This is a genomic window from Bacteroidota bacterium (genome assembly GCA_016720935.1).
In the GTDB taxonomy this organism is placed as follows: domain Bacteria; phylum Bacteroidota; class Bacteroidia; order AKYH767-A; family 2013-40CM-41-45; genus JADKJP01.
In genome coordinates, this window is sequence record JADKJP010000007.1 from 694,134 (window position 1) to 720,358 (window position 26,225).

A 26,225-nucleotide genomic window follows, 5' to 3' on the forward strand; every position below is an offset into this window, starting at 1 on the left:
TTCACAGGAAGGAAAAAACAGGTTTGAACTTTGTGCCTATGCAATGGATCCTGGTCGCAGGCTATACTGGTTTGATACTGGCACTTATGCCACGCATCGCTTTTTTTCGTCTGCCTTCGATACCCGCAACTTGGCTTCAGGGAATGTTCGTCCTCAAAGTATTGGCAGGCATCAGTTTGGGCCTTGTATATTCCCGATACTACACCGATAAAAGCACAGCTGATACATTCAAATTTTTTGATGACAGCCGGATAATCTTCGAATCACTCAGGGACAACCCAAAGGATTTTCTCCGGATGTTCACTGGCTATCATGCGGACGCTCAGGATCTGAAAGAAAAGTACTACATGGGCATGACTGCCTGGAACAATAAGGAAATGTTTTTCAATGACAACAGGAGTATTATCCGGTTGAACGTTTTATTTCAGTTTATAAGTCTGGGGTATTACTATGTGCATATTGTGTTATTAAACCTGTTTTCCTTTACAGGCTTAATCTGCATGTACAAATTCCTTAACAGGGGTCTGGAGAATAAAAACAAACTCTTCTTTCTTGCGCTTTTTCTTTTTCCTTCACTCCTGTTCTGGGGATCCGGCCTGTTGAAAGATGGTCTTTTGCTCTTCTCCGTCGGGATATTTTTATATTTCTTCCAAAGTATATTTATAGAAAAGAAAATAAGTCTTCTTACAGTCGCGGGCTTTCTGCTGGGAATAACCGGATTGCTTTTCAATAAATTTTATATCCTGTTCATGCTTCTCCCTGCTGTCACCGCTTATTATTTTTGCACCAAATCTCAGGTAAATTATATCCGGAAATTTAGTATTGTTTATTCCCTGTTCGCTTTAATTTTCTTTTCATCCAAATACGTTTCACCTCAATTTGACTTTCTGAAAATACTCGAGACAAAAAGAACGAGCTTTGAACAGATCGCTGTTTCAGGAAATGCGCGACACTTGCTGGAATTACCGAATACGCCTCTCACTACTTTCTCATTCCTTAAACAAATTCCTCAGGCATTCTCAAGGGTATTGTTTCGGCCATATCTATGGGAAGCGGATTCCGCACCGGTACTTTTATCCGCTTTGGAAAATTTTTTCCTGACCCTCAGTGTTCTATTACTTTTATTTTTTGTTAAACGAGGCACTAAACCATTTCCCTTGCTGCTCTTTTCTGTTGGATTCATCCTCACACTTTTTATTTTCATTGGAATGATCACTCCTGTATTAGGCGCAATGGTGAGATACCGGATCATTGGAATTCCATTTCTTATTTTCATACTATTGGGGCTAATGGACACCGTTCGGGTGAAGGCATGGTTTCAGAAAATTCTAAACTCAAAAGCCTGATGCCAAATTTCATTCTGCCACTGGGTTATTCAGCCATCTTACTTTTCATCATTGGCAAATTTAATTTTTTTACTGTGCCGGGAATTTCAATTCGGAAAGTGCAAATTCTCTTTGGAATTAAAATTTGCGCCGGGATGATGATAACCTATTTGGGATTTTATCATTTCAGAAATCTAGACATGGTCGGATATTTTGAATCAAGCCAAAAGTTATTTCATCTCAGTTTAACAGATCCAATACAATTTTTAAAAATCATGATTGGCATCGAAAATTATGATGCTGTTGTATTTTTGAACGGAGTTCCAGGCTGGTATACATATCCATGGGACATGGGCTTGAACGACAATAGAATCATTCTGCGGTTGAATACATTCATATCCTTTCTTTCAACAGGAAATCCTTTTGTACACGCGCTCTTCTTTTGCTTTTTCTCGATGACAGGAATTATTCAGGTGTTAAAAGTTTCAGCAACTTACCTCAGTAAATCAGCCATTCAGATCGCCATGTATGGAATGCTCTTTCTGCCAGGCTTACTTTGCTGGACATCGGTGATTTCAAAGGAAAGCTGGGCAGTATTTCTGATTGGAATGTTATTGTTCTCAATCCAAAAACTGTTTAGTAATCGGCAAAGGATTAAAGGTGTCATTTTTTTATTACTGATCCTGCTATTGTTCATTTACTCTAAAGCATATCTTCTTATTATACTCATTCCTTCATTGATCAGTTGGACCATTTGTCATTTCAAAAAAACAAAAAGAACTCCGCTTGTATTTTTCACAACGCATATCATTGCTGTATTTATTGTTGTTGTGAGCGGAATGATCAATCCGTATTTAAATCCTACCTGGATTGTTTATCAAAAGCAGGCAAACTTTATTAAGTTCAGCGCTGATGCCGATCCCAGGACTAAGTTTGAACTGCAGGAATTGCAGCCAAGCTATGAAAGTTTTTTAAGCAATATTCCTGAAGCACTCATCAACCCAATCGTTCACCCTTCTCCCACCGAATTAAAAAACAAATTGCTGATTCCGTTTTTTCTTGAAAATATAATATTGGTTCTCCTGTTTGCATTTCTCCTTTACCAACGAAACATTAATGTTCAAAATCCAATGAATTGGATGGCACTTTATTTCTTTGTAGGAGTGTTTCTTTTGATTGGAATGACTATCCCGATTACCGGATTATTAATCCGTCTAAAAGTACCGGCGATTTTATTACTATGCCTTCTTTTCGCGGAATCTCTGAGCAGGAATCAGCAATTCAGGACAGGAATTTCAGGGGACAAAACATGATCCGGACGAATCGTTTATTTCCAATAATTCCGGTTTTTAGATTGCTCATAATTTAGTACGTTTACGAGCATAAGCATTGAAGTATGGATCTTTTCCGAAAAAAATCAGTTGAAAAAATAATGGATCAGGCATCCAAAGATGCAGGATCAATGGAGCACCATTCCCTCAGCAAACACCTTGGCGTAAGGGATCTTACAGCATTCGGAATCGCTGCAATTATTGGCGCGGGGATTTTTAGTACGATCGGAAACGCGAGCGCGAATGGCGGACCGGGCGTGATCTTCCTTTTTCTGTTTACCGCTATCGCCTGCGGGTTTGCCGCATTTGCATATGCGGAATTTGCTTCCATGGTTCCTGTTTCCGGAAGCGCCTATACATACAGCTATGTCGCTTTTGGTGAACTCGTCGCCTGGACCATTGGATGGGCGCTCATCATGGAATATGCTATTGGTAATATTACTGTAGCCATCTCCTGGTCAGATTACTTCACCGGCTTGCTCAACAATATGGGCTTACATGTCCCGGCATGGATGACCATGGATTTTCTGACCGCCATGAAAGGATTCAAACAAGCGGAAGCTTTGTTGGTAAGCGGGAAACAATTTGGCAATCTTGATGCTCCTTTGCAGGAGGCTTATACTGCCTGGACCGGTGCTCCACAATTATTCGGACTTCATCTTGTAGCCGATTTACCTGCATTGCTCATTATTATCCTGATAACAAGACTTGTCTATCGTGGTATCCGTGAATCCCGAAACGCGAGTAATATCATGGTACTGATAAAAATCGCCATTGTGCTCATGGTCATTTTCGTTGGAGCCTTTTATGTAAATACAGATAACTGGCACCCTTTTCTTCCCAATGGAATCAGTGGAGTGTTAAAAGGAGTTTCAGCGGTATTCTTTGCTTACATCGGATTCGATGCAATCAGTACCACCGCTGAAGAATGCAAGAACCCGCAACGCGACCTGCCGCGCGGAATGATGTGGGCTTTGATTATTTGCACCATTTTATACATCGTGATTGCCCTTGTGCTTACCGGTATGGTGAATTACAGCGAGCTTGCTGTGGGTGATCCGCTGGCATTCGTTTTTCAAAAACTCGACATGCCCTGGTTCTCCGGAGTGATTGCAATCAGCGCGATTGTAGCCATGGCAAGCGTATTGCTGGTTTTCCAGCTTGGACAGCCACGTATCTGGATGAGTATGAGTCGTGATGGTTTGCTTCCAAAAAAATTCTCAAGAATCCATCCAAAATTCCATACGCCGTCTTACGCCACCATTGTTACCGGATTCGTAGTTGCTGTACCTGCCCTTTTTATGAATCTTACGATGGTGACTGATCTTTGCAGTATCGGAACTTTATTTGCATTCGTATTGGTTTGCGCCGGTGTACTCAAACTGGAAACGATGCCCGATGCTCCGAGGGGAAAATTCAAAACACCTTATGTGAATTCCCGTTACATCATGCCGGCACTTGTTATTCTCGCCATTGTTCTGAGTTTTACATACAACAAAGAAAATGTAGAGAAATTCCTTGGAAACGAAAGTCGTTTACTGGATGCAACTACTTTTGTAAGTCATCTGAACAAGGAAGAAGCTGAATACGCGCGTTATGAAGTAAGTCTTGCAGACCCTGAAGGATACAAATCAAGCAATGGAGATCTGGAAGCTTATCTGTCAAAACAGGATGAATCAAACTATAAGAATCTCGTTTCCAATCTCCGCATTCCGGAAACAAAAAAATTTGAAAGTGGTTGGGATGTTTTCAAACACAAAATACCTACCTGGATTTTCATTCTTACCTGTTTGTGGCTGACCTATTGGGCCATTGCCAAAAAACTCTCATTGATTCCGCTTCTCGGGCTTGTCAGCTGTTTGTATATGATGAGTGAGATGGGAGTTACCAACTGGATGGGATTTGGAATCTGGCTCGTGATCGGACTTGTCATTTATTTTAGTTTCAGTTATAAAAACAGTAAATTGAATACTCAGCATTGATCTATGAAAAAAATTATATTTGTTACAGGCGCCACCGCTGGTTTTGGAAAAGCCATCGCTTTCAAATTCGCTGAACACGGATACAATGTTATTCTGAACGGACGAAGAGAAGATCGTTTGCGTGCAATAGAGCAAACACTTACAGAACAATTCGGCACTCAGGTGATATCCCTTCCCTTTGATGTTCGAAATCAAAAAGAAGTAGAACAATCGATTAACAGCCTGCCACACGATTGGAAAAAAATTGATGTGCTGGTAAACAATGCCGGTCTGGCTGCAGGACTTTCCCTCATTCAGGATGGAAAAATCGAAGATTGGGAACTCATGATTGATACCAATTTAAAAGGTTTACTCTATGTATCCAGAGCCATCATGCCGTTTATGGTCAATCAAAAATCAGGACACATCATTAACATCAGTTCCATTGCCGGCAAAGAAGCTTATCAGAAAGGCAATGTGTATTGTGCCACAAAATTCGCGGTTGACGCCTTGACAAAAAGTATGCGTATCGATTTGCTTGAACACGGCATTAAAGTGACATCCATTGATCCCGGAGCTGCGGAAACAGAATTTTCACTTGTACGCTACAAAGGCGATCCGGAAAGAGCAAAGAAAGTATACGAAGGCTACGAACCCCTGAAGGCTGAAGATATTGCCGATATCGCATTCTTTGCCGCGACACGGCCACGGCACGTTGTACTGAATGATATCGTGGTCACTCCTCTTGCACAGGCGAATACCGCTTATATTGTTAAAAAAGTTAACGAATCCTAAGCCGGATTTTCAGTAAAAGATCAATTTTCTATTTGTGTTTTTTTAATGATCTTGCAAGGAAATATGTCAAAAATCCGGCCTACCATTTTATTGTTCAGTTGCGCCTTCCTTACCGGAGTTTTGGGTTGGCTGGCATGGCCTGAACGCGGATTTGTTCCCCTCATCTTCATCACTTTTGTCCCACTTTTCTGGATGGATTACCTCGTCGCAAGTGGCAAGGTGAAACGTTCCGGTTTCCGGATGTTTGGGAATTTCTTTTTAAGCATGTTGGTATGGAATGTACTCACGACCTGGTGGATCTGGAATTCGACAGATGTAGGAAGTATTGTCGCTTTCGCTATCAATAGCTTTTTTATGGCCATCATCTGGCTTTTGTTTTTCATCACCAAAAGACAATTTGGTTCCTTCTGGGGTTATCTCGCTTTCGTAATTTACTGGATAGCTTTTGAATATCTGCATTTGAATTGGGAAATCTCCTGGCCCTGGTTAACGCTCGGGAATGTGTTCGCGACAAAACCGGAATGGATCCAATGGTATGAATACACAGGAACTCTGGGTGGCTCTTTGTGGGTACTTTTGATCAACATTCTTGTTTTCTTACTGGTAAAAAGTATCTGGAGCAAAGATCTTCTCATTAAGATCAGGCGCATTAACTCCCTCGTACTTTGTACAATTTTAATTGTGCTGGTTACAGTACCACTGCTGGGTTCTATTTATCTGTATCGTCACCACACGGACAAAGGAACGCCGGTGAAAGTTTCGATCATTCAACCCAATATCGATCCTTACAATGAAAAATTTACCGGTACAGGGCCGACACAATTGACAAAAATTCTTCGACTCGCTTCGACCGTCATTGATACTTCAACAGATTATGTAATTTGTCCTGAGACTGCATTGCCTGATGGAATTTGGGAAGAAAATTTATACGCGGATGCTGAAATTCAATTTATCAAAAAGTATATTTCTAAATATCCGCGTCTGAATTTCATCACCGGACTTTCTTCCTACAAAGCTTATGGAAAAGATGAAAAGCCCAGTCTTACCGCGAGAAAATTTAAAGACGCGGACGCATATTACGACGCATATAATTCTGCCATTCAAATAGACCTGCGTGATAGTTTACAAATCTATCACAAATCAAAACTTGTTCCCGGTGTTGAAAAAATGCCCTATCCGAAAATCTTCGGTTTCCTTGAAAGTTACGCATTATCATTAGGTGGAATTTCAGGAAGTCTTGGCACACAGGATGACCGTAACAATTTTATCGGAACGAACGGTACATTCGTTGCTCCCGCGATTTGTTATGAATCTATATATGGTGATTTCATGGCCGCGTATGTGCGGAACGGAGCGGAATTCATCGCGGTGATAACAAATGATGGATGGTGGGGAAATACTCCCGGATATCGTCAGCATATGAATTATGCGAGATTGCGCGCGGTGGAATTCCGAAAAAGTATTGCACGCTCTGCCAACACCGGCATATCCTGTTTCATCAACCAACGCGGAGATGTTGTCCGGCAAAGCAGTTGGTGGGAAGAAGACGCTTTTCAGGAGACTATTTTAAAAAATTCCATCCGTACATTCTATGCTCGGCATGGTGATTATCTGGGATTCATTGCATCTTTTCTGTCCGCTTGTATTCTTGTTTTTATGAGTTTCAGGAAGCTGATCAATAAGTGAATCTTTCCCTGAAACAAGTATCGAACATACTCCTATTGCAAATTCAGGGAAAATACTTTCTATTCAATCCAATACTCCTCAGAATCAACACTCTAAAGGTTTATTCATTTGAAAGAACTGTTGTAACTTCGCGGTTCATTCCATCAGCCTGATTTACACATTTCAGGTTTAGAGAATATTTAAATAAAAAAATTATGATCTACGATGTGATCATTATCGGTTCAGGTCCCGGCGGCTATGTGGCGGCAATTCGCTGCGCGCAATTGGGAATGAAAACGGCAATCGTTGAAAAATATCCTTCTCTCGGTGGAACATGCACCAATGTTGGCTGCATTCCTTCCAAAGCGCTTCTTGATTCGTCAGAACATTATTACAATGCAGGACATCATTTCGCCGCGCATGGAATCAATCTAAAGGAACTCGGTGTTGATCTGTCAAAAATGATTTCCAGAAAGGACGATGTAGTTAAACAAAATGTGAGTGGCATCAGTTATTTGATGAAGAAGAATAAAATTGATGTGCACACGGGTACAGCTTCTTTTTTAAGTGCGAAAAAAATCCAAGTTAAAGCGGAAGGCAAAGATCCAGTTGAGCTGGAATTTAAAAACGCGATCCTTGCAACAGGATCCAAACCCGCTTCATTAAAGGGTATAGAACCTGATAAAAAAAGAGTGATCACATCAACGGAGGCATTAAATCTGAAGGAAATTCCAAAGCACCTCATCATTATCGGAGGAGGCGTGATAGGACTTGAATTGGGTTCTGTGTATGCCCGCCTCGGCTCGAAAATATCGGTTGTTGAATTTACAGATTCAATCATCGGTACAATGGACAAGTCACTGGGAAAAGAATTACAAAAGAGTTTGAGCAAACTCGGCTTTGAATTTTATCTGCAACACAAGGTGACTTCTGTTTCTACAAAGGGCAATGGTGTAAAAGTCAGCGCCGAAAATTCTCAGGGAGCTACAGTTTCATGGGACGGGGATTATTGTTTGCTAAGCGTAGGCAGAAAACCCTTTACGGAAGGACTCAATCCGGATGCTGCAGGAATAAGACTGGATGAAAAAGGACGTATTGAAGTAAACGAACATTTGCAAACTTCCGTTCCGGGAATTTATGCGATTGGTGATGTAGTAAAGGGCGCCATGCTTGCTCACAAAGCAGAGGAAGAAGGTATTTTTGTCGCGGAATTACTCGCTGGCCAAAAACCTCATATCAATTATTTACTCATTCCCGGAGTGGTATATACATGGCCGGAAGTAGCAGCAGTCGGTTATACAGAAGAGGAACTCAAAGCCAAAGGCATTCCATACAAAACAGGATCTTTCCCGTTCAAAGCCAGTGGAAGAGCAAGGGCAAGCATGGATACTGACGGATTTGTAAAAGTATTGGCCTCCGCGGATACCGATGAAATCTTAGGTGTACACATGATTGGCCCTCGTGCAGCGGATATGATTGCCGAAGCTGTTGTTGCCATGGAATTCAGAGCATCCGCGGAAGACATCGCCCGAATGAGTCATGCACATCCAACATATACCGAAGTCTTTAAAGAAGCCTGCCTCGCCGCAACAGAAAATAGGGCGATACATATTTGAGTCAGGCTGCAATAAAATAAATTCAGCTATTTACCAATCATCTAATTCAGTAGAATTACAATGCAAGCTCTTAAAACAGGAATTCTGATAGTGAACCTGGGGACACCGGACAGCCCCTCTACCCCTGATGTAAGAAAATATTTACGGGAATTCCTAAGCGATCCTCGAGTAATCGATATCAGCGCTGCAGGAAGATTTGCGCTGGTGAATTTTATCATCGCGCCGTTCCGGGCTCCCAAATCTGCCAAACTGTATTCTAAAATCTGGAATCAGAATGGTTCTCCCCTGCTCTATTATACACAACGTCAGCAGGAATTATTACAGGAAAAATTAGGCAGTGAATTCCAGGTTGAATTTGCTATGCGTTATCAAAGTCCGTCACTTAGTTCAGTATTGGAGAAATTTAAAAAACCGGTCTTTAAAAAGATAAAGGTCATTCCGCTTTTTCCGCAGTATGCTTCTGCAAGTACAGGTTCCGTTCAGCAAAAGATAATGGAAATTGTTAGTCAGTGGCAGGTTGTTCCTGAAATTGAATTTATCAATAGCTTTCACAATCATCCGGATTTTATCCGGGCTTTTGCCAATATTGGTAAGAAATACCAACCGGAAACTTATGATCACGTCTTATTCTCCTTTCATGGTTTACCGGAAAGACAAATGAGAAAAGCGGACAGCTTCGATCATTGTTTGCGGAATTCAAATTGTTGCGCGGAGCTTACAGAGAAGAATTTCTTTTGTTATCGTGCTCAGTGTTTTGACACAGCACGTTTGCTTGCTAAAGCACTTTCTCTTTCTCCCGAGAAATACACCATTTGCTTTCAATCCCGGCTGGGAAGAGATCCATGGATCAAACCTTATTCGGACGAAACGATAAAATCCCTGGCGAAAAAAGGTGTGAAAAAGATGCTCGTCTTCGCTCCTGCCTTCACATCGGATTGTCTCGAAACTATTTATGAAATCGGAGTTGAATACCATGAACTCTTCAGAGAGCACGGTGGAGAAAAAATTCAGTTGGTAGAAAGTCTTAACGACTCACCGGACGGTATTGCAATGCTCGAAAAACTGTCGCGTTGACGGAGTATCATTCTCAATAAAAATACGGAGATGAAAGTCTTTTTCCAACTTTTCCTATTGCTACTTTTCTTTGTAAAAAATAGTTTTTCCCAGGGATCTCCACCATGGGAACATCCGCTACTCAGCTGTACTTCGAATGACGGAATCACTTTTTCCCAGCCTGTCATGTTCCAGGATTCTTCAGGCGTACCCTGCCTCATGCGCTGGAAAGGCGATACACTCATTTCAGTTTTTCAATGGTTCCGGGAACCTATCGGTGCTGCTACATGGGACCGTGTTGCAGTAAAATTTTCGTACGATGATGGTTTCAGCTGGACCTCTCCTATCCCTATTACCATAAATAATTTTCCACCAACGTTTCAAAGGCCATTCGACCCGACGCTGGTTCGATTTGCCAATGACAGTCTTCGTTTGTATTATTCTTCGAGCAATGGAATGGGACCTTCGAGCGATTCTTTAATCAACACCTATTCTGCCAAAAGTATTGATGGAATTAATTTTGAATTCGAACCTGGCGCCAGGGCGGATCATCCTACTAACAGGCTCATTGATCCTGCTGTCGCATTTTTTAATCACGCCTGGCATTACCTGAGTCCTGCCGGCGCGCCGCAAGACGGTGCTTTCCATTTCATTTCACAAAATGGGGTTCAGTTTAATCCTGTTCAAAATATTCAATCGGATTCCATGCATAACTGGACCGGCAATTACATGATTCAGGATTCCACCGAGATGAGATTTTACGGTTGTGGCGGTAGCACCATCTGGTACAATGCTACTCCGAACGGCGGGGTTTGGAATGGTTATGTGCACACCAATATTCAGGGTGGAGATCCGAGTGTTGTTCGAAAGTTGAATGGCACATACCTGATGATCTATACTGGAGGAAATCCTCCCACCGATATTAAACAATATGCCACAAATCCATTCATCTTTCAAGTCTATCCCAATCCGGCTTCTTCACAAATTACACTTTGTGCTCCTGAACAAATTTCATCTACAACAACTCGTTTTGATCTGTTGGACATTACCGGCAGACCTATACTTTCCGGAGAATTCACTAAGAAGATTAATTTAAATACAGAACTAATTCCTGCCGGTTGTTATTACATCATTTTTACTACTGAAAATACCCTTTCCCGGACTCCTTTGATCATTGCCAAATAAATTTGTGCTGAATTGAAAATGCGAGGAAAAATTACTGCAGGATTTTCATTCATCGATTTTAGCAATTATTCAATTTTCCAGGATTTATATGACGAATTTTCTTTTTCAAAATCTTATAGTTTATTGTCAATTCATGATGGAGATCATTTACATTTTTATTTTCATTTATAAATAATATCTCCCTCCGCTTCGTCGTAATTTTATAGTGGAAAAAATAATAATTACGAAGCCATGAAAATTCTTGATAACAAAGTAGCCATTGTCACCGGTGCAGGTTCAGGCATGGGAAAAGCTATTGCGGGTTTATTTGCAGCAGAAGGCGCATCTGTAGTTTGCGCGGACATGAACGAAGCAAACCTTGAAACTATTGTAAAAGAAATCGAATCAAAAAAAGGGAAAGCAATAAAGATTGTAGTGAACGTATCCAAACAGGAAGATATAAAACGAATGATCGACCTGGCTTTGAAAGAGTATGGAAAATTGGACATCCTTGTCAACAATGCTGGCATCATGGATGATTTCGTTCCGGTAGCTGAAGTCAGTGATGAATTGTGGAACAAGGTATTTGGCGTAAATCTGAATGGAGTCTTTTTTGCTTGTCGCGAGGCGATTCCGATCATGCAAAAGCAAGGCAGCGGTAGTATTATTAATACTGCTTCCGTTGGAGGATTGCAAGGCTGCAGGGCCGGTGCAACATATACGGCCAGCAAACATGCAGTCATCGGACTTACAAAGAACATTGGTTTCATGTATGCAAAAACTGGAATCCGATGCAATGCCATAGCACCAGGAGGAGTAAACACAAATATCGGTGCATCAATGAAGCCTCATCCATTCGGTTTTGAAAGAATGGGACTTGGTGCAGCAAGCATGCCTCGAATGGGTGAACCGGGAGAAATCGCTGAACTGGCCTTGTTCCTGGCATCTGATAAATCCAGTTTCATCACCGGCTCAGTGATCACTGCTGATGGCGGTTGGACTGCATATTGAAAAGCAGATTTAGAAATGCTTATAACATTGTAAGGAAAAAATTCCGGGAAAATTCTATTTGCTGCTCTCCATTCAAAATTGCTAATTCTTGTTACTTTTGACGCACAAATGCGTCAGAGCCTTAACTTCTCCCTTCCTTCAGATTTTTCTATAGAAAATTTTCTTTTGAATGCAGGGAAATTTTCTCCCGTAGTATTATTGAACAGTAATCAATCATCACAAGCAACTTCTGATCCATATGGGAAGTTCAAAATGATCTCGGCTATTGGAAGTATAGAAGAATTAATTCGTCAGGAGAATTCGTTTTCCAGCCTTCAGAATTTCATCGATAAAAAAGATTGGCATTTCGGTTACTTCACATTTGATCTTAAAAATCAATTGGAAAACCTTTCTTCTTCAAACCATGACTTCATCGGATTTCCGGTGCTTCATTTTTTTCGACCACGCTGGGTTCTGATCTTTTTTGACGACGCAATCCGTGTAGAATATGACTCAAAAATTGATTCGGAAGAATCAACAATTGAACACATAAAACAACTCACAGAAAAATATCAGGAGGATAAAACGACTCCTCCTCCCGTTTTAAAGGCGAAGGTTTCAAAAGAACAATACATTTCGAATGTTGAGAATATTCAAAAGCATATTCAACGCGGAGATATCTATGAAATGAATTACTGTGTTGAATTTTTCTCTGAAAATACAGACATCTCTCCTGCACATGTATACCAAGAACTGAACCATGTTTCCCCTATGCCCTTTTCATGTTATTATCAAATGGAAGAGCATTATTTAATGTGTGCAAGTCCGGAAAGATTTTTAGCAAAAAGAGGAAATAAAATAATTTCCCAGCCTATTAAAGGAACGGCAAAACGAGGGCAAAATGAGGAGGAAGATAAAAACATCATTGAAGCACTCAGGAACAATCCGAAGGAACAAAGTGAAAATGTGATGATCGTAGATCTTGTCAGAAATGACCTGAGCCGGACAGCAGCCAAAGGAAGTGTAAAGGTGGAAGAATTGTTTGGCATCTACACTTTCCGTCAATTGCATCAAATGATATCCACTGTAAGTTCTGAATTAAAATCCGGTCTTGAGGGACTGGATGCAATTAGAGCCGCATTTCCAATGGGATCCATGACGGGAGCTCCGAAAATACGTGCCATGCAACTGATTGATGAATTTGAATCAACAAAACGGGGTTTGTATTCAGGAGCTGTTGGTTATTTTGATCCCAATGGAGATTTTGATTTCAATGTGGTTATCCGAAGTATACAATACAACAGGAAAAACAAGTACCTGAATTTTATGGTTGGCAGTGCCATCACAATTTCCTCAGATCCACAATTTGAATATACTGAATGTCTGCTCAAAGCGGAAGGCATGATGAAAGCTCTGCGACAATCTCTCTGATGATCACCAAACGATTTTCTTATCTTTCGGCTCGAAGAATTCGATCAGTTCTGTCAAATAAATAACATGACCCTTTCCTCCGCATTTTCTGAAAACAGCAGGAAACAAAAACTGTTTCAACAGAAAAGCAAAGTCTTGCTGGCTGTGAGCGGCGGGTTGGATTCTGTTGTGATGGCAGCGCTTTTTCATCAGGCAAAAATCAATTTCGCCATTGCGCATTGCAATTTTAATTTACGGGGCAAGGAATCCGAAGCGGATCAAACTTTCGTTAAAAATCTTGCAAAAAAATACAAAGTCCGCTTCCACACAAAAAAGTTCGATACAGGAACTTTCGCCGAAAAAGAAAAATTATCTATCCAGGAAGCCGCCAGAAAACTTCGATACGAGTGGTTTGAAGAAACGAGAATCAATTTCAATTATGATCTCATTTCTACAGCTCATCATCTCGATGATTCGATAGAGACTTTTTTCATCAACCTTGTCAGAGGCACCGGCATCAAAGGTCTAACAGGAATTCCGGTTCGTTCAGGGAAAATTATTCGTCCGCTGCTTTTTGCGGGAAAAGATCAGATCCTGGAATTTGCGTTGATGCATAAACTCAGCTGGAGGGAAGATGCATCCAATCAAAGTGATGTTTACCTCAGGAATAAAATCCGTCATTCCCTCATTCCTGTTCTCACAGAAATTCAGCCGGGCTTTACCAAAAGAATGGGATCTAATCTGGATCATCTTCAGCTTGCATCTTTGGCGTACGATGAATTAATTAAAAAACTTCAAAAACAATTTCTTCTTAAAAAAGCAAAGGATCAATGGGAGATCCGGATAAAGGACCTTTCCCGTCTGAAAGAGGCAGAACAAATGCTCTCCGCATTATTGCATTCAATCGGAATAACGATTTCGGCTAATTCAATTCTAAGTGCCGGTCAGACCGGAAAAGTTTTCATTGAAGGAGAATTCCGCTTGTTGCTTGACAGGGGCAAATTAAAAATTGAAAAAAGAAGAGGGAAAGACAAAGGAAGTATAAAAATCAGGAAAGCAAACCAGGAGTTATCTCTTGATACCATTCGTATCGACTTGGCTATTAAGAGTTTAGATGCAAAACTGAATTTCAGGCAAAACCCATCCATCCAGTATCTGGATCTTGACAAACTGCAGTTCCCTTTAGAATTAAGAACATGGGAAGCGGGTGATTTTTTCTACCCATTAGGATTGGGGCATAAGAAAAAACTGAGCGATTTTCTTACTGATAAAAAAATTTCCCTCTTTGATAAGGAGAAATGTCGGGTATTCTTGTCGGGAGGCGACATTGTTTGTATCTTAGGGCTTGGAATTGACGACCGATTTAAGGTCAGCGAAACAACAAAAAGGGTATTTGAAATCCGGAATTCCCCCGTTTAATATGGAACAGGAAAAACCTCTGTATGAGGAAAAACAATATTTGGGCTATAATCAGTTGAGCTTATTGCGTCGGCTGTCGTTAGCATTGTTCTGTTTTGCTTTGTATTGGTGGAAGACTACGAATGGACGTAACGGTGATCTTTTTTTCGGTTTGGGCATTGGTATTATTGTAATCTCCATTATTCTCTTGTTTGTTTTACACATCAAAATCCGGGTCTATAAATCCTTTATCGAACTGGACGGTCTTTGGACCGCGCGAAAGGTCAAAATTGATCTGCGAAGTATCACGAAAATCGAAAAGAAGAGATACAGTAAATATCATTTGAATAACGCAGTTTTTAATTTGCATTTAAACGGATTGATTCGCTTTTACACCGGTGGTCATGATGCAGTTGAAATCACCGACAGGGAAGGCACACCCTATCGAATTGGCACTCAAAGGGCCACAGAGCTTGAAAAAATTTTAAAAGATCTTGTTTCGCGCTGAGCATTCTTTCAGAAACAATATTTTCTTCCCCAAAACGTCTTACCTTTGCAGTGGCCATTTAACCGGCAGAAATTGAAATTAATTTTCCATTGGTAAATGATTGGCTACAAAACAAAAAGTAAATTTATTTGTTGAATATACACCCTAAGACAAACCATAAACTCCACCACTAAAATGAAAAAATACCTTATCTGGATTATCCTCGGTCTTCTAGTGATTGTTGGGATTACTTCCTATAACGGCCTGGTTAGTTCGCGTGAAAGCGTTAACAAAGCCTGGGCAAATGTAGAAACGCAATACCAGCGTCGTTCCGATCTTATTCCGAATCTTGTAAATACAGTAAAAGGTGCTGCTGATTTTGAAAAAAGCACTTTGGAAGCAGTCACTGAAGCCAGATCAAAAGCAACATCTATTCAAATTGACCCGAACAATATCACTCCTGAAAAGTTGGCAGAATTCCAGGCAGCACAAGCTCAGGTAAGCGGTGCACTGGGCCGTCTGTTAGCCGTTGCCGAAAATTATCCCCAACTGAAAGCTGTTCAGAACTTCTCTGATCTTCAGGCACAGCTTGAAGGCACAGAAAACCGGATCACGGAAGCGCGTCGTCAGTACAATGAGGCTGCACAAGGTTACAATACCGGAAGAGCTCGTTTCCCACGTGTCATTTTTGCAAGTCTGTTTGGTTTCAAAGAGCGTCCGTATTTCGAGGCTGACAAAGGCACTGAAAAAGCTCCAACCGTTAAATTCTAATGGCAAGCGGAAAATTCACACAGACGGAACGCGATGTGATCGTAAAAGCGATTACTGAAGCTGAGAAAAACACTTCAGGTGAAATTCGTCTGTTCGTTGAAGACGTATGCGGCAAGAATGTATTGGACCGTGCCGCATATGTTTTCAAAGAATTAAAAATGCATGAAACCAAGGAGCGTAACGGAGTGTTGTTTTACCTCGCTCTTGAATCCAAAAGCTTCGCTATTCTTGGTGATGCCGGCATCAATGCAAAAGTGCATAAGGATTTCTGGCACGAAATAAAATTAGAGATGCAGCATTATTTCACAGAAGGTGATTTTGTGAAAGGCCTGAGTAAAGGAATTGAAATGAGCGGACATGCTCTTGGAAAATTCTTTCCTCTTCTGGATAACGACACCAACGAACTTTCGAATGAAATTGTTTTTGGTGATAACAAGAAACCCTGAAGGTAGATTTCTTTGATCAACAGAAATGTTTGCACAGCATGTCAATTACTTCTTCCTACATTTCACTACTCCCCTAGTCGTCAGCCAAAAATGTCCCGGATAATTTTCTTCTTCTTGCTCCTGTTGCCCGGTTTTGTAATCGCGGATGACTTTCCGGAACGCTCCAACCGGCTGGTCACGGATTACACGAAAACCCTCACTGCTGAAGAAACAGGCTCATTGGAACAGCGATTGGTGGCCTTCAATGATTCCACTTCCACACAAATTGCTGTGGTGATGATGCAATCCACCGGCTTTTATGATATCTCTGAATACGCGGTGCAACTTTACAACAAGTGGGGTATCGGACAAAAGGATAAAAACAACGGTGTATTGATTCTTGTTGCCAAGGAAGACCGAAAAGTATTCATCAGCACAGGTTACGGAATTGAAGGCGTCTTGCCGGATATTCTTTGCAAAAGAATTGTTGATCGTGATATATTACCAAATTTTAAACTGGGAAATTATTACGAAGGAATAGAGTCAGCGACAAATACCATCATGTCAATTGTCAAAGGCGAATACACTGCCGACGATTACATGAATCGCAAGAATCAAAACAGTCCGGGATGGTTTATGATCCTGATGTTTCTTTTCATTTTCGGAATTGTCATTTTCGCACGCATCCGACATGTTAGTCGTTATGCTCGTATGAACAACCTTGCTTTCTGGGCAGCCTGGGCGCTTTTGAATGCTGCAACCCGCAGAAGCAGTGGATCCTGGAACGATTTCTCAGGCGGAAGTGGCTGGGGCGGTGGTGGTTTTGGCGGTGGTGGCGGTGGTGGCGGAGGCTTTGGTGGTTTCGGAGGAGGAAGTTCCGGAGGCGGCGGTGCAGGTGGCTCCTGGTAGATGAATTTCCTTTCTACTCTTCTTTCTACTCATTGAATAAAAACAGATATTTCAGAACTCAATTTTACTGCACGCCTATCCGATTTTTCATCTTTTACATTATTAATTTCATTTCATAATTTCTGAATAAATCATAGCAGTGTAAAAATATTGTCGGACATGACAGAATTTGCCAAATTCTTCATCCTCAGCTAAAATTCCATATTTACCACTTTTATAATCACTAAATTTGAACAACTAAAAAAAATAACATGAAAAAAACTCTACTTCTCTCTTTTGCACTGTGCCTGTCAGCATTTTATTCAAATGCCTCGCTTCCGAAAAAACATACAATCGGGTACAGCGCGCATACTGCTACTTCCCCTTTGAATTCATCCACACAAAGAAGTTTGTTGCTGTGTGATACATTGAGCAACATTCATCCTACTGACACTCTCGTAGTATATCTGGATTCCATTGGATATGTAACAGGGCAAAATTCTTTTGGCGATCTGGGTAAAGCTGATCGCTTTTCCAATAACAATCATGTTGGCGGAACCGTCAGTGCTCTCCTGCTTTATTTCGCCGTTGCAACTGCGGCTAATGCCACGGACACATTTAGCGTAAACATCTGGGATGAAACTGCAGGTTTCCCGGGCGGAATCCTGGCCAATACCAATTACATTTACCAGGGAGCGGCGGATGATGTTGCTGCCCAGACAATTTCCGTTATTACCTTTCCGGTTCCTCCAACGGTGCAGGATTATTTCTATGCAGGTATTCAATTCGATTATGCAGCCGGAGACACGGTGGCTCTCTATTCAAATATAGATGGCAATACAGTTCCAAATACAGCGTGGGAATTGTGGTCAGATGGCACATCCTGGTATCCTTTTGATGATGTAGATTCATGGGGACTTTCTATTTCCATGGCCATTCTCCCTGTAGTTTGTGACGGTACAACAGGAATGGAAAGTGTCGCATACGACAAAAATGTCGCGGTTTACCCGACCATGGCAAGTGATCGTCTGAACGTTCTTATCAGCAATTCCACAACTGATGCGTCAGTAGAAATTATGGACCTTACCGGCAGAGTTGTTTTGAGTAAGAAAGTGAATACAATGACCGACCATACACACCAATTCGACATAAGTTCAATTGCTGACGGAACTTACATGGTGAATGTGACATTTGGAAATTACCATTCATCTAAAAAGATCATTGTTCAGAAATAATTATTTCGTCAGGGATAAAAAAAGCTGTCATCACTGACAGCTTTTTTTGTTTCTGAAGAATAGACCTGCTTGCCTATAAACTAATTTTATTTAATTCCTGCTGATAATCGAATTGCAGGTCTTCATGCATTTTTGAAATGGCAGCGTTTATTTTTTTTAATTGTTGATTATACAAATTTAGGAGAACCTGACTTTTTTGAAATTTAATTCCGGAATTTTTCATTTGCACACAAAAATGAATCAATAGCTCCGCTTCCGCTTCATAAGAATCAGCGAAGCGAATATGTTTATTAGTAATTCGCAATATTTTTCTCAAACCTTTTTTCGCTAGGTAGAGATTACTCTGATTTATTTCAGGAAATAAAATATCGATTTCGCCTTTCACCTTATTCAGGAATGCTTCCGGGTTGTGGGATTCATAGATCAGGAAAGACAACAATTCCTTATTCTCCTTTTTATGTTTCGCCAGACGCAAACAAATCTTTTTAAGATCCGCTGGTGTGAGCACATTCAATTCAGCTTTCAAATCCTGTATGGATGCAGGTTTGAGCAAACTTTCGGTTTTCATTTCTTGAGAATTTGAATCCTTGGCAACTTATCATCATTTACATTCTTCATTCAAAAAATCCGGATGAAAATTATTGTTCATGCACATTATTCCACCGGCCGTGCAAGATAGAAAACACAGGAAGATCGCTCTTCCCTCCTTTTTCTAAAAATGAACAGTGAAAAGTTTGAACAGAAAAATCGCTCAATTCAGATCAAAAACAACGATTTCAATTTGAAGTTCACTTCTCGTTCATCTTGAAAAATCAACTGAAATTGAAATGGCACAGAACTTGGAAAGCAGCCTTCACAAACCCAAAATACAATGAACTCTATTTCAAAAAGAATGATTGCCGGTTTCGCGATAGCGACTCTTGCAAATGCTTTTTATTCCTGCAGTCCGGTATTTGTTGCACAATCCAGACCACATCCAAGAACAGTTGTTTACACAACTCCGGCACCTGCTCCAGCTCCTGAACCTGTTTATGCCTCCACTTTACCTCCGGCACCGGTTCAAACTGTTGTAGTTACTCCTGTAGTCCCAGTCTGGGCTCCTCCATATGTATATGTTAACGAAGTCCACTATTACTACTTCCCTGATTACATGGTTTATTACGATGTATTCGCACAGAATTACTGGTACTTCGACGGTTACAGCTGGGTCCACGTGGTGACACTTCCCGCCATTCAAACGTATTACGGTTTCAATCCATACAATTCATACATCGTGATCATGAACCGTAACACTTATAATCCATGGTTACGTCATTCACACTTCGAAGAATTGTATCCACGTGGATATTACAAAACCGCATATGCTCCACGTCAATCACTTGGTAATAACGTAGCATTGCGTGCATTCGATGAAAACCAAAGTCGTCCGGTTTTTGTAGATAAAAGATCGAACAAGGAAGTCAAAGTAAAATATGACGTGAAGAACGTCTCGCAAAAGGATGTAAAAAACAATGGACTTGCGCAACAGTCAGAAATGAGCAGACCAAAAAACAATACTGTGCTCAATCATCAAACTGAAATTGCACATCCTAAAACAGAGTCCCAAGCTAAGAATCCGCGTTCCGTAATGAATACTGACACAAAAAAGAATCCTGTCGTGATTCATTCAGAAACTCAAAGTGTGAACACAAATGCTCAGCCACGTCCGTCGAAACAGAACACACAAATAAAACCGAAAGAATCCCATCAGGGTCAGATAAAAAATAACACTAACGGATCCATTCCGCGGGAACAAGTACAAACACGTCCTGCCACACCTGGTCGTAAACCGGTAGCAATTCAAAATGAGAGTGCACCTAAGTCAGCCGGCAAACCAGCCCCGGTGATGATGAATAATCATCAGATAAAATCCGCTCCAGGCAATGCAATGGATGATAAAAGAGGCGGAAAAAGAAACAAGTAATAACAGATTGAATATTCAGAAGGTTTCCTCGCAAGGGGAAACCTTTTTTTATGCGATCCTCACACCTGTCCATCCTCCATTCATAATTCAATCGGTTCAACATCGCTCATCCGCTTGATTACAATTTTGTATCTTCGCTTTCAACATTTTGACGGATATGAAACTGAAGCCACATTATTTCCTTCTCCTTATAATTGCTTTCGCTGCCTGTAAATCTTCTACACAAAGAACGGTACCGGTTATTGGTTTTCTGGATCTGCTACAGGACGAAACACTTGAACAGGCAAAAAAAGGTTTTTTTGTTGCCTTGAAAGACAGCGGTTTTGACCCGATGCAAAAAACACTGGAAGTAGTGTATCGAAATGCTCAGAATGATCAACCAACATTGCTACAAGCCTGTGATTATCTGATTTCACAAAAGGTAGATTTAATTGCGACTAACCCTACTTTATCAACCATCACGGCCATTCAAAAAACAAAAACGATTCCCGTTTTCATGATGGTCTCTCCCCGTCCTGATATTGCAGGACTGACAGACAATGAAGGTCATGCTCCATTGAATCTTTTTGGTACCTACGAAACACTTGATTACATCGATACAGCGATGATGCTGGTCAAATCCACATTGCCTTCAGCAAAACGTATTGGAACAATCTTCAACCAGTCGGAACCACAATCGGTTGATGCATTGAAGCGAATTGAGAATACCTGCCATGCACTCGGATTTGAGCTGGAGAAACTTCCTGTAAACAATTCAAATGAAACCCAACTGGTAGTTGCTTCACTGCTCACCAAGAAGATTGACGTTTTCTTTGCATTGCCTGATAACACAGTATTCTCCTCCATGGAGATTATAGTAAAGAGTTGCGACGACGCGCACGTTCCTGTTTTTACGAGCGAAGAAGGTCTTGTTAAACGTGGTGCAGTAGCCGCGTTTGGAGCGGATATGTATCAGTGGGGTTATCAAACCGGTCAGCAGGCTGCTGTCGCTTTGAAAAAAAAATCATACCTGGGCTTACAGCCGCAAATCGTGATCTCACGTCGAAGAGTTTTCAATTCGGCGAAAGCGAAAAGTTTCAACATAGCATTTGATTCAACATTCACGGCAGTGAATTGACATACAATTCAAAGTATTGCGAATTCGATGATGTGTGCACATAAATAGAATTTGATTTTAGCAAGTTCTCATGATGAACCTGTATTTATCAGCGGTGGTTTTAGGCTTGGGTTTCGCGTCGCTCGGGTTGGGAATTTTTATTTCCATGCGCATCTTCAACATCCCGGATATTACAACGGATGGTAGTTTCACATTGGGTGGAGCGATTACAGCAGTAATGATCAGTTCCGGATGGACAAGCTGGTTCGTACTTCCAGTTGTTTTTATAGCCGGGGCCATTGCAGGAATGCTCACCGGTCTCATTCATTCAAGACTGAAAGTTAACGCACTACTTTCCGGAATCCTGGTGATGACGGCATTGTATTCGATCAATTTAGCCATCATGGGACGATCGAATATTCCCCTTGTAAATGTACCCTCCATTTTTTCCGACTTCACATGGATAAGGGATGATTTAAACAGGCAATTGTTTTTAGTGGGCATCATCATACTGATTCTTTGGGTAAAAATTTCCTGGTTATTAAAAACAGATTTTGGTCTGGCCATGAGGGCAACAGGCAATAATGAAATCATGATCCGGGCATTTGGTGTGAATACCCGGAACATGAAAACCATCGGCCTTGCCCTCGCGAACGGGTTAACCGCTTTGAGTGGATTTCTGATTACGCAAATTCAGGGATTTGCCGATATCAATATGGGGATTGGCATTGTGATCCTGGGGCTTGGCTCGGTAATGATCGGTGAAATAATCATGAAGGCATTAAAGGTTACTTCTATCACAAAGCATTTACTGGGTGTTATCCTTGGAAGTATTTTGTTCAGGATGATTCTCGCGTTTGCATTGTCTATTGGAATTGACGCGCTCTATTTGAAACTGGTAGTAGCTGTTTTCGTTTTGCTGGTGGTTAGTATTCCTAATTTGAAACGGGCGAATGATTGAATTAAAAAACATAAGTAAATCCTTTGGCTCCGGGACCATTCATGAGATCAGAGCATTGCAACCGCTTTCGCTGGAATTGAAGGATGGTGAGTTTGTAGTCCTGATCGGATCGAACGGGTCAGGAAAGTCAACACTGTTCAATCTACTGGCCGGATCCGTCAAGTCGGATACAGGTTCGATATTGATAAATGGGAAAGATATCACGCATTTGCCGGATCATAAGCGCAGCAGATACATCAGTCGGATTTTTCAGAACCCTTTATCCGGTACAGCCCCGGAGCTCAGCATCCTTGAAAATTTCAGATTGGCTTCTTTAAGAACGCAAAAAAAAGGGTTGTCTGTAGGAAGCAACAAGCTTTTTAAGAAAGAGGTAAAAGAACAGGTTGCAAGCCTGAATCTGGGCCTTGAGGATAAAATCGACCAGCCTATGGGAACATTATCCGGAGGTCAAAGACAGGCTCTTACCTTACTCATGGCCACGATGGATCGGACGAATATATTGCTGATGGACGAACCAACAGCAGCTCTTGACCCGGGGACCTCTGCTTTACTCATGGAACTAGCGTCAAAAATTGCTCATGAAAAGGGTCTCACTACCCTACTCATTACCCACCAGGTAAAGGAAGTGTTAAAGTATGGAGACAGGCTAATTCAGCTCAAATCAGGCAAAATTCTAAGGGATTTGAATACAGCTCAAAAGCGAGAGCTAGAGGTCAATGAAGTTATGAGTTGGTTCAGTGAGTGATTTTTTCTAAATTCGTTGCCCCTGCCAATTTCCAAAATGGTCCTCGACCAGGCATACCAAAAATCAATATCTGAAACCGGTATAACCGCACACTGGATTTCAATGAAATCTTGAGTATTTTTGCAAATAATAATAACCCAAATCCGTTAAATACCATCCCCGGAACAGACCTATATGAATCGACTTTTCTTAATGCTTGTTCTCTGTTTAAACAGTTTGATTCTGTTTGGTCAAATGCCCTCTGATCCTGCAACGTGGACATTTACAATTGAGAACAAAACAAAAGAATCCGCCACTCTTGTCTTTGATGTAAAATTTGAAAAAGGATGGCACATGTATTCTCAATTCACTTCGGATGGAGGTCCTTTACCGGCATTATTTACCCTTGATTCATCCGCTTGTTATCAAAAAATTGACGGAGTAACCGAACCTGAACCGGTAACTGAATTTGACTCCTTGTTTGGCGTGAGTGTGAAGTATTTTATTGAAAAAGCCACTTTCAGACAAAAAGTAAAATTGAATGGAAATTCCTGTAAAATAAAAGGTAAAATTGAATACCAGGCTTGTAAGGAAGCTTGTATCTTCTATTCAAAAGAATTTCTGTTCAATATTGAATAAAGCGAGAGCATCAGAAAAGAATAATTCCTTTTTAAAGGAATATAAGTTAAACTGCGAATAATTAAAATTACAATCACAAGGCCCCGATCAGTCCAATGAAAAAACTGTTCACTTTTCTTTTTGTAATTCTGTGGATGACACAGGCATTCGGGCAAATGGTGCATCCGGTGCATTGGTCGTTCACCACTGAACAAAATAAAGCCGGAGAAGCTACATTGATTTTCAAAGTAAAGATTGAATCAGGATGGCATCTTTATTCCCAGTTCACTCCGGATGGCGGTCCGCTTCCGATGGAATTTAAATTCGAACCCAACGGTTGTTATATTCTGGATGGAAAAGTTGTTGAACCAAAACCGATAGAATTTTTCGACTCCACTTTTGGAGTCAAGGTTCTGACCTTTGAACACGAAGCGATATTTCGTCAGAAGGTAAAGGTGAAAGGCGATGCCTGTACGATCACGGGAACTTTGCTTTATGAAGCATGTAAAGAGAGCTGTATTTTCCCTGACACTACATTTACATTTCACGTCATCAAAACAGGTTCTGCTGTTTCATCGAATCCGGTTGACACCGGCAGTATTTTGATTCCGCCTGTAAGTGTTGATACATCTCATAAATCTTCAAATTTACCGGATACCGCCGGCGCTGTACCAACATCGGTTGCAGGAACACAGCTTGAACCGGGCTGTGGGAAAGGCGATTCGGATTCAGGGACAACTGAGCAAAGTATTTGGGGAATATTTATTGCAGGGATGTTGGGTGGATTTCTTGCTCTCTTGACGCCTTGTGTGTTTCCAATGATCCCAATGACGGTAAGTTTTTTTACCAAGCGCAGTGGCACCAAGGCAAAGGGAATTCGAAACGCCATCATTTATGCTTTGTCAATCATATTCATTTATGTTACACTCGGCTTTCTTGTAACAGTTACATTCGGCAGTGATGCATTGAATGACCTGGCAAGCAATGCGTTTTTTAACATGGCTTTCTTCATCATCTTTGTGATTTTCGCCATCAGCTTTTTCGGCGCATTTGAAATAACATTGCCAAGTTCCATCATCAACAAAGCGGACTCCGCGAGTGATCGTGGTGGTTTGCTGGGAATATTCTTTATGGCCTTCACTTTGTCTCTGGTATCATTCTCCTGTACCGGACCGATTATCGGCACTTTACTTGTGGAAGCAGCACATGGACGAAGTTATCTTGGTCCTGTTGCGGGTATGACAGGCTTTGCTCTTGCATTGGCAATTCCGTTTGCATTGTTCTCTTTATTCCCGGGATGGTTGAGTAATTTACCTAAATCAGGTGGCTGGTTGAATACAGTAAAAGTATCTCTGGGATTTATTGAATTGGCACTCGCATTTAAATTTCTTTCGAATGTAGACCTGGCCTATCATTGGGGATTCCTTCAACGTGAATTGTTCGTGGCGATCTGGGTAATTATTTTCGGATTATTGGGAATTTATTTACTTGGAAAGCTGCGCTTATCTCACGACAGTGAGACCATGCATATTTCAGTGGGTAGACTTGTATTTTCCATAATCTCTCTCACATTCGCATTGTATCTGTTGCCGGGAATTTGGGGAGCTCCATTAAAACTGATCAGCGGCTTCCCTCCTCCTGAGTTTTACAAGGAATGGAAAACAGGAAAGATTACAGAATGTCCGCATGATCTGAATTGCTTCCACGATTACGATGAAGGAATGCGTTATGCCCGAAGTCAGGGGAAACCTGTCATCATTGATTTCACAGGATGGGCTTGTGTCAATTGCAGAAAGATGGAAGACAATGTCTGGAGTGATCCAAAAGTTTTGAAGCGACTGTCAGAAGAATATGTATTGATTTCTTTGTATGTTGACGATAAAACTGTACTTCCTGTTGAGCAACAAACTGTTTCAAAAACTACCGGCAGAAAGATCAAAACAACCGGTAACAAATGGAGCGATTTACAGGCATCGGTTTACAATACCAATTCACAACCATATTATGTTTTGCTGGATAATAAAGGACAAATTCTGGCTCAGCCACGTGGATACACTCCTGATATTCCAACTTACATTGATTTCCTGGACGAAGGTTTGTGTAGATATGATAAACGAAAAGAAGCGAATTAATAGTTACCTTTTACTATTAATAAAAGATTTGGAGTTCTAACTATCCGGGGGTTCATACAAACTTTTAAGTCATTCCAACTTCGCTGATGTATCACTTTTCAGCATTACATTTTTTTCGCGGGAGAATTTCCGAACCGGTAAAAAAAACACATGAAAAGATCTTCATTTTCAATATATTCTGTTTTATTTGAATTAAATTAAATCTAGCTTGCTTCAT

The 26,225-nt window shown here is 41.0% G+C and carries 23 protein-coding genes; 22 read left to right on the forward strand and 1 reads right to left on the reverse strand.

Going from position 1 to position 26,225, the window contains the following annotated elements:
• Window positions 1-38: 38 nt before the first annotated feature.
• The 16 genes from IPP86_17030 (at window position 39) to IPP86_17105 (ending at window position 18,514) form a co-directional block, all read left to right on the forward strand.
• The gene (locus tag IPP86_17030) at window positions 39-1,346 is read left to right on the forward strand and encodes a hypothetical protein (GenBank protein MBL0140202.1); all 1,308 of its coding nucleotides are present in this window, start codon (window positions 39-41) and stop codon (window positions 1,344-1,346) included.
• A gap of 254 nt (window positions 1,347-1,600) precedes the next feature.
• Window positions 1,601-2,638, forward strand: coding sequence for a hypothetical protein (locus IPP86_17035; protein ID MBL0140203.1), 1,038 nt, complete (start codon window positions 1,601-1,603; stop codon window positions 2,636-2,638).
• A gap of 83 nt (window positions 2,639-2,721) precedes the next feature.
• Entirely contained in the window at window positions 2,722-4,638 is a 1,917-nt protein-coding gene (locus IPP86_17040; protein ID MBL0140204.1) for an amino acid permease, read from the forward strand.
• A gap of 3 nt (window positions 4,639-4,641) precedes the next feature.
• Window positions 4,642-5,412 carry an SDR family NAD(P)-dependent oxidoreductase gene (locus IPP86_17045; protein ID MBL0140205.1) on the forward strand — a complete coding sequence of 257 codons (771 nt, stop codon included), beginning with the start codon at window positions 4,642-4,644 and terminating at the stop codon, window positions 5,410-5,412.
• 63 nt (window positions 5,413-5,475) lie between these two features.
• Window positions 5,476-7,098 carry an apolipoprotein N-acyltransferase gene (lnt, locus tag IPP86_17050; GenBank protein ID MBL0140206.1) on the forward strand — a complete coding sequence of 541 codons (1,623 nt, stop codon included), beginning with the start codon at window positions 5,476-5,478 and terminating at the stop codon, window positions 7,096-7,098.
• Window positions 7,099-7,295: 197 nt separating this feature from the next.
• Window positions 7,296-8,693: a dihydrolipoyl dehydrogenase gene (gene lpdA / locus IPP86_17055; GenBank protein MBL0140207.1), complete on the forward strand. Its 1,398-nt coding sequence runs from the start codon at window positions 7,296-7,298 to the stop codon at window positions 8,691-8,693.
• A gap of 60 nt (window positions 8,694-8,753) precedes the next feature.
• Window positions 8,754-9,767: a ferrochelatase gene (gene hemH / locus IPP86_17060; GenBank protein ID MBL0140208.1), complete on the forward strand. Its 1,014-nt coding sequence runs from the start codon at window positions 8,754-8,756 to the stop codon at window positions 9,765-9,767.
• A 30-nt stretch (window positions 9,768-9,797) separates the two neighbouring features.
• A complete protein-coding gene (locus IPP86_17065) occupies window positions 9,798-10,931 on the forward strand; it encodes a T9SS type A sorting domain-containing protein (GenBank protein ID MBL0140209.1) in 1,134 nt (377 codons plus the stop codon).
• Between the two features lie 231 nt (window positions 10,932-11,162).
• A complete protein-coding gene (locus IPP86_17070) occupies window positions 11,163-11,921 on the forward strand; it encodes an SDR family oxidoreductase (GenBank protein MBL0140210.1) in 759 nt (252 codons plus the stop codon).
• Window positions 11,922-12,029: 108 nt separating this feature from the next.
• Complete coding sequence (locus tag IPP86_17075; GenBank protein ID MBL0140211.1) at window positions 12,030-13,331, forward strand: anthranilate synthase component I family protein; 1,302 nt, start codon at window positions 12,030-12,032, stop codon at window positions 13,329-13,331.
• Window positions 13,332-13,397: 66 nt separating this feature from the next.
• Window positions 13,398-14,729 (forward strand): tRNA lysidine(34) synthetase TilS, encoded by a 1,332-nt coding sequence (gene tilS, locus IPP86_17080; GenBank protein MBL0140212.1) that lies wholly within the window; start codon window positions 13,398-13,400, stop codon window positions 14,727-14,729.
• Between the two features lies 1 nt (window position 14,730).
• On the forward strand, window positions 14,731-15,216 hold the full coding sequence (locus IPP86_17085) for a hypothetical protein (GenBank protein MBL0140213.1): 486 nt from the start codon (window positions 14,731-14,733) through the stop codon (window positions 15,214-15,216).
• 174 nt (window positions 15,217-15,390) lie between these two features.
• Window positions 15,391-15,966 (forward strand): LemA family protein, encoded by a 576-nt coding sequence (locus IPP86_17090; protein ID MBL0140214.1) that lies wholly within the window; start codon window positions 15,391-15,393, stop codon window positions 15,964-15,966.
• On the forward strand, window positions 15,966-16,412 hold the full coding sequence (locus IPP86_17095; GenBank protein ID MBL0140215.1) for a TPM domain-containing protein: 447 nt from the start codon (window positions 15,966-15,968) through the stop codon (window positions 16,410-16,412). Before IPP86_17090 ends, IPP86_17095 begins: the two co-directional genes overlap by 1 nt.
• Before the next feature lie 90 nt (window positions 16,413-16,502).
• Window positions 16,503-17,300: a TPM domain-containing protein gene (locus IPP86_17100; GenBank protein MBL0140216.1), complete on the forward strand. Its 798-nt coding sequence runs from the start codon at window positions 16,503-16,505 to the stop codon at window positions 17,298-17,300.
• A gap of 251 nt (window positions 17,301-17,551) precedes the next feature.
• Entirely contained in the window at window positions 17,552-18,514 is a 963-nt protein-coding gene (locus IPP86_17105) for a T9SS type A sorting domain-containing protein (GenBank protein ID MBL0140217.1), read from the forward strand.
• 73 nt (window positions 18,515-18,587) lie between these two features.
• Here the strand turns inward: IPP86_17105 and IPP86_17110 are convergent, their stop codons facing one another.
• The gene (locus IPP86_17110) at window positions 18,588-19,082 is read right to left on the reverse strand and encodes a hypothetical protein (protein ID MBL0140218.1); all 495 of its coding nucleotides are present in this window, start codon (window positions 19,080-19,082) and stop codon (window positions 18,588-18,590) included.
• A gap of 303 nt (window positions 19,083-19,385) precedes the next feature.
• Here IPP86_17110 and IPP86_17115 point away from each other — a divergent pair, with 303 nt between their 5' ends.
• The 6 genes from IPP86_17115 to IPP86_17140 all read left to right on the forward strand — a co-directional run bounded on the left by IPP86_17115 (window position 19,386) and on the right by IPP86_17140 (window position 26,008).
• Window positions 19,386-20,477 carry a hypothetical protein gene (locus IPP86_17115; protein ID MBL0140219.1) on the forward strand — a complete coding sequence of 364 codons (1,092 nt, stop codon included), beginning with the start codon at window positions 19,386-19,388 and terminating at the stop codon, window positions 20,475-20,477.
• Window positions 20,478-20,634: 157 nt separating this feature from the next.
• Window positions 20,635-21,594 (forward strand): ABC transporter substrate-binding protein, encoded by a 960-nt coding sequence (locus IPP86_17120; GenBank protein ID MBL0140220.1) that lies wholly within the window; start codon window positions 20,635-20,637, stop codon window positions 21,592-21,594.
• Window positions 21,595-21,667: 73 nt separating this feature from the next.
• Complete coding sequence (locus tag IPP86_17125; GenBank protein ID MBL0140221.1) at window positions 21,668-22,534, forward strand: ABC transporter permease; 867 nt, start codon at window positions 21,668-21,670, stop codon at window positions 22,532-22,534.
• Entirely contained in the window at window positions 22,527-23,279 is a 753-nt protein-coding gene (locus IPP86_17130) for an ATP-binding cassette domain-containing protein (protein ID MBL0140222.1), read from the forward strand. Before IPP86_17125 ends, IPP86_17130 begins: the two co-directional genes overlap by 8 nt.
• Window positions 23,280-23,453: 174 nt before the next feature.
• Entirely contained in the window at window positions 23,454-23,897 is a 444-nt protein-coding gene (locus IPP86_17135; protein ID MBL0140223.1) for a hypothetical protein, read from the forward strand.
• A 95-nt stretch (window positions 23,898-23,992) separates the two neighbouring features.
• A complete protein-coding gene (locus IPP86_17140; protein ID MBL0140224.1) occupies window positions 23,993-26,008 on the forward strand; it encodes a thioredoxin family protein in 2,016 nt (671 codons plus the stop codon).
• The last annotated feature ends 217 nt before the right edge of the window (window positions 26,009-26,225 follow it).

What these genes read in the sequence shown, in the direction of transcription:
- tilS (MBL0140212.1), top strand. Translation starts at nt 13,398, where the DNA reads ATGACCCTTTCCTCCGCATTTTCTGAAAACAGCAGGAAACAAAAACTG.
- IPP86_17135 (MBL0140223.1), top strand. Translation starts at nt 23,454, where the DNA reads ATGAATCGACTTTTCTTAATGCTTGTTCTCTGTTTAAACAGTTTGATT.
- hemH (MBL0140208.1), top strand. Translation starts at nt 8,754, where the DNA reads ATGCAAGCTCTTAAAACAGGAATTCTGATAGTGAACCTGGGGACACCG.
- IPP86_17045 (MBL0140205.1), top strand. Translation starts at nt 4,642, where the DNA reads ATGAAAAAAATTATATTTGTTACAGGCGCCACCGCTGGTTTTGGAAAA.
- IPP86_17115 (MBL0140219.1), top strand. Translation starts at nt 19,386, where the DNA reads ATGAACTCTATTTCAAAAAGAATGATTGCCGGTTTCGCGATAGCGACT.
- IPP86_17130 (MBL0140222.1), top strand. Translation starts at nt 22,527, where the DNA reads ATGATTGAATTAAAAAACATAAGTAAATCCTTTGGCTCCGGGACCATT.
- IPP86_17065 (MBL0140209.1), top strand. Translation starts at nt 9,798, where the DNA reads ATGAAAGTCTTTTTCCAACTTTTCCTATTGCTACTTTTCTTTGTAAAA.
- IPP86_17140 (MBL0140224.1), top strand. Translation starts at nt 23,993, where the DNA reads ATGAAAAAACTGTTCACTTTTCTTTTTGTAATTCTGTGGATGACACAG.
- IPP86_17100 (MBL0140216.1), top strand. Translation starts at nt 16,503, where the DNA reads ATGTCCCGGATAATTTTCTTCTTCTTGCTCCTGTTGCCCGGTTTTGTA.
- IPP86_17105 (MBL0140217.1), top strand. Translation starts at nt 17,552, where the DNA reads ATGAAAAAAACTCTACTTCTCTCTTTTGCACTGTGCCTGTCAGCATTT.
- IPP86_17035 (MBL0140203.1), top strand. Translation starts at nt 1,601, where the DNA reads ATGATTGGCATCGAAAATTATGATGCTGTTGTATTTTTGAACGGAGTT.
- IPP86_17095 (MBL0140215.1), top strand. Translation starts at nt 15,966, where the DNA reads ATGGCAAGCGGAAAATTCACACAGACGGAACGCGATGTGATCGTAAAA.
- IPP86_17070 (MBL0140210.1), top strand. Translation starts at nt 11,163, where the DNA reads ATGAAAATTCTTGATAACAAAGTAGCCATTGTCACCGGTGCAGGTTCA.
- IPP86_17125 (MBL0140221.1), top strand. Translation starts at nt 21,668, where the DNA reads ATGAACCTGTATTTATCAGCGGTGGTTTTAGGCTTGGGTTTCGCGTCG.
- IPP86_17075 (MBL0140211.1), top strand. Translation starts at nt 12,030, where the DNA reads ATGCGTCAGAGCCTTAACTTCTCCCTTCCTTCAGATTTTTCTATAGAA.
- IPP86_17085 (MBL0140213.1), top strand. Translation starts at nt 14,731, where the DNA reads ATGGAACAGGAAAAACCTCTGTATGAGGAAAAACAATATTTGGGCTAT.
- IPP86_17090 (MBL0140214.1), top strand. Translation starts at nt 15,391, where the DNA reads ATGAAAAAATACCTTATCTGGATTATCCTCGGTCTTCTAGTGATTGTT.
- IPP86_17120 (MBL0140220.1), top strand. Translation starts at nt 20,635, where the DNA reads ATGAAACTGAAGCCACATTATTTCCTTCTCCTTATAATTGCTTTCGCT.
- lnt (MBL0140206.1), top strand. Translation starts at nt 5,476, where the DNA reads ATGTCAAAAATCCGGCCTACCATTTTATTGTTCAGTTGCGCCTTCCTT.
- IPP86_17030 (MBL0140202.1), top strand. Translation starts at nt 39, where the DNA reads ATGCAATGGATCCTGGTCGCAGGCTATACTGGTTTGATACTGGCACTT.
- IPP86_17110 (MBL0140218.1), bottom strand. Translation starts at nt 19,082, where the DNA reads ATGAAAACCGAAAGTTTGCTCAAACCTGCATCCATACAGGATTTGAAA.
- IPP86_17040 (MBL0140204.1), top strand. Translation starts at nt 2,722, where the DNA reads ATGGATCTTTTCCGAAAAAAATCAGTTGAAAAAATAATGGATCAGGCA.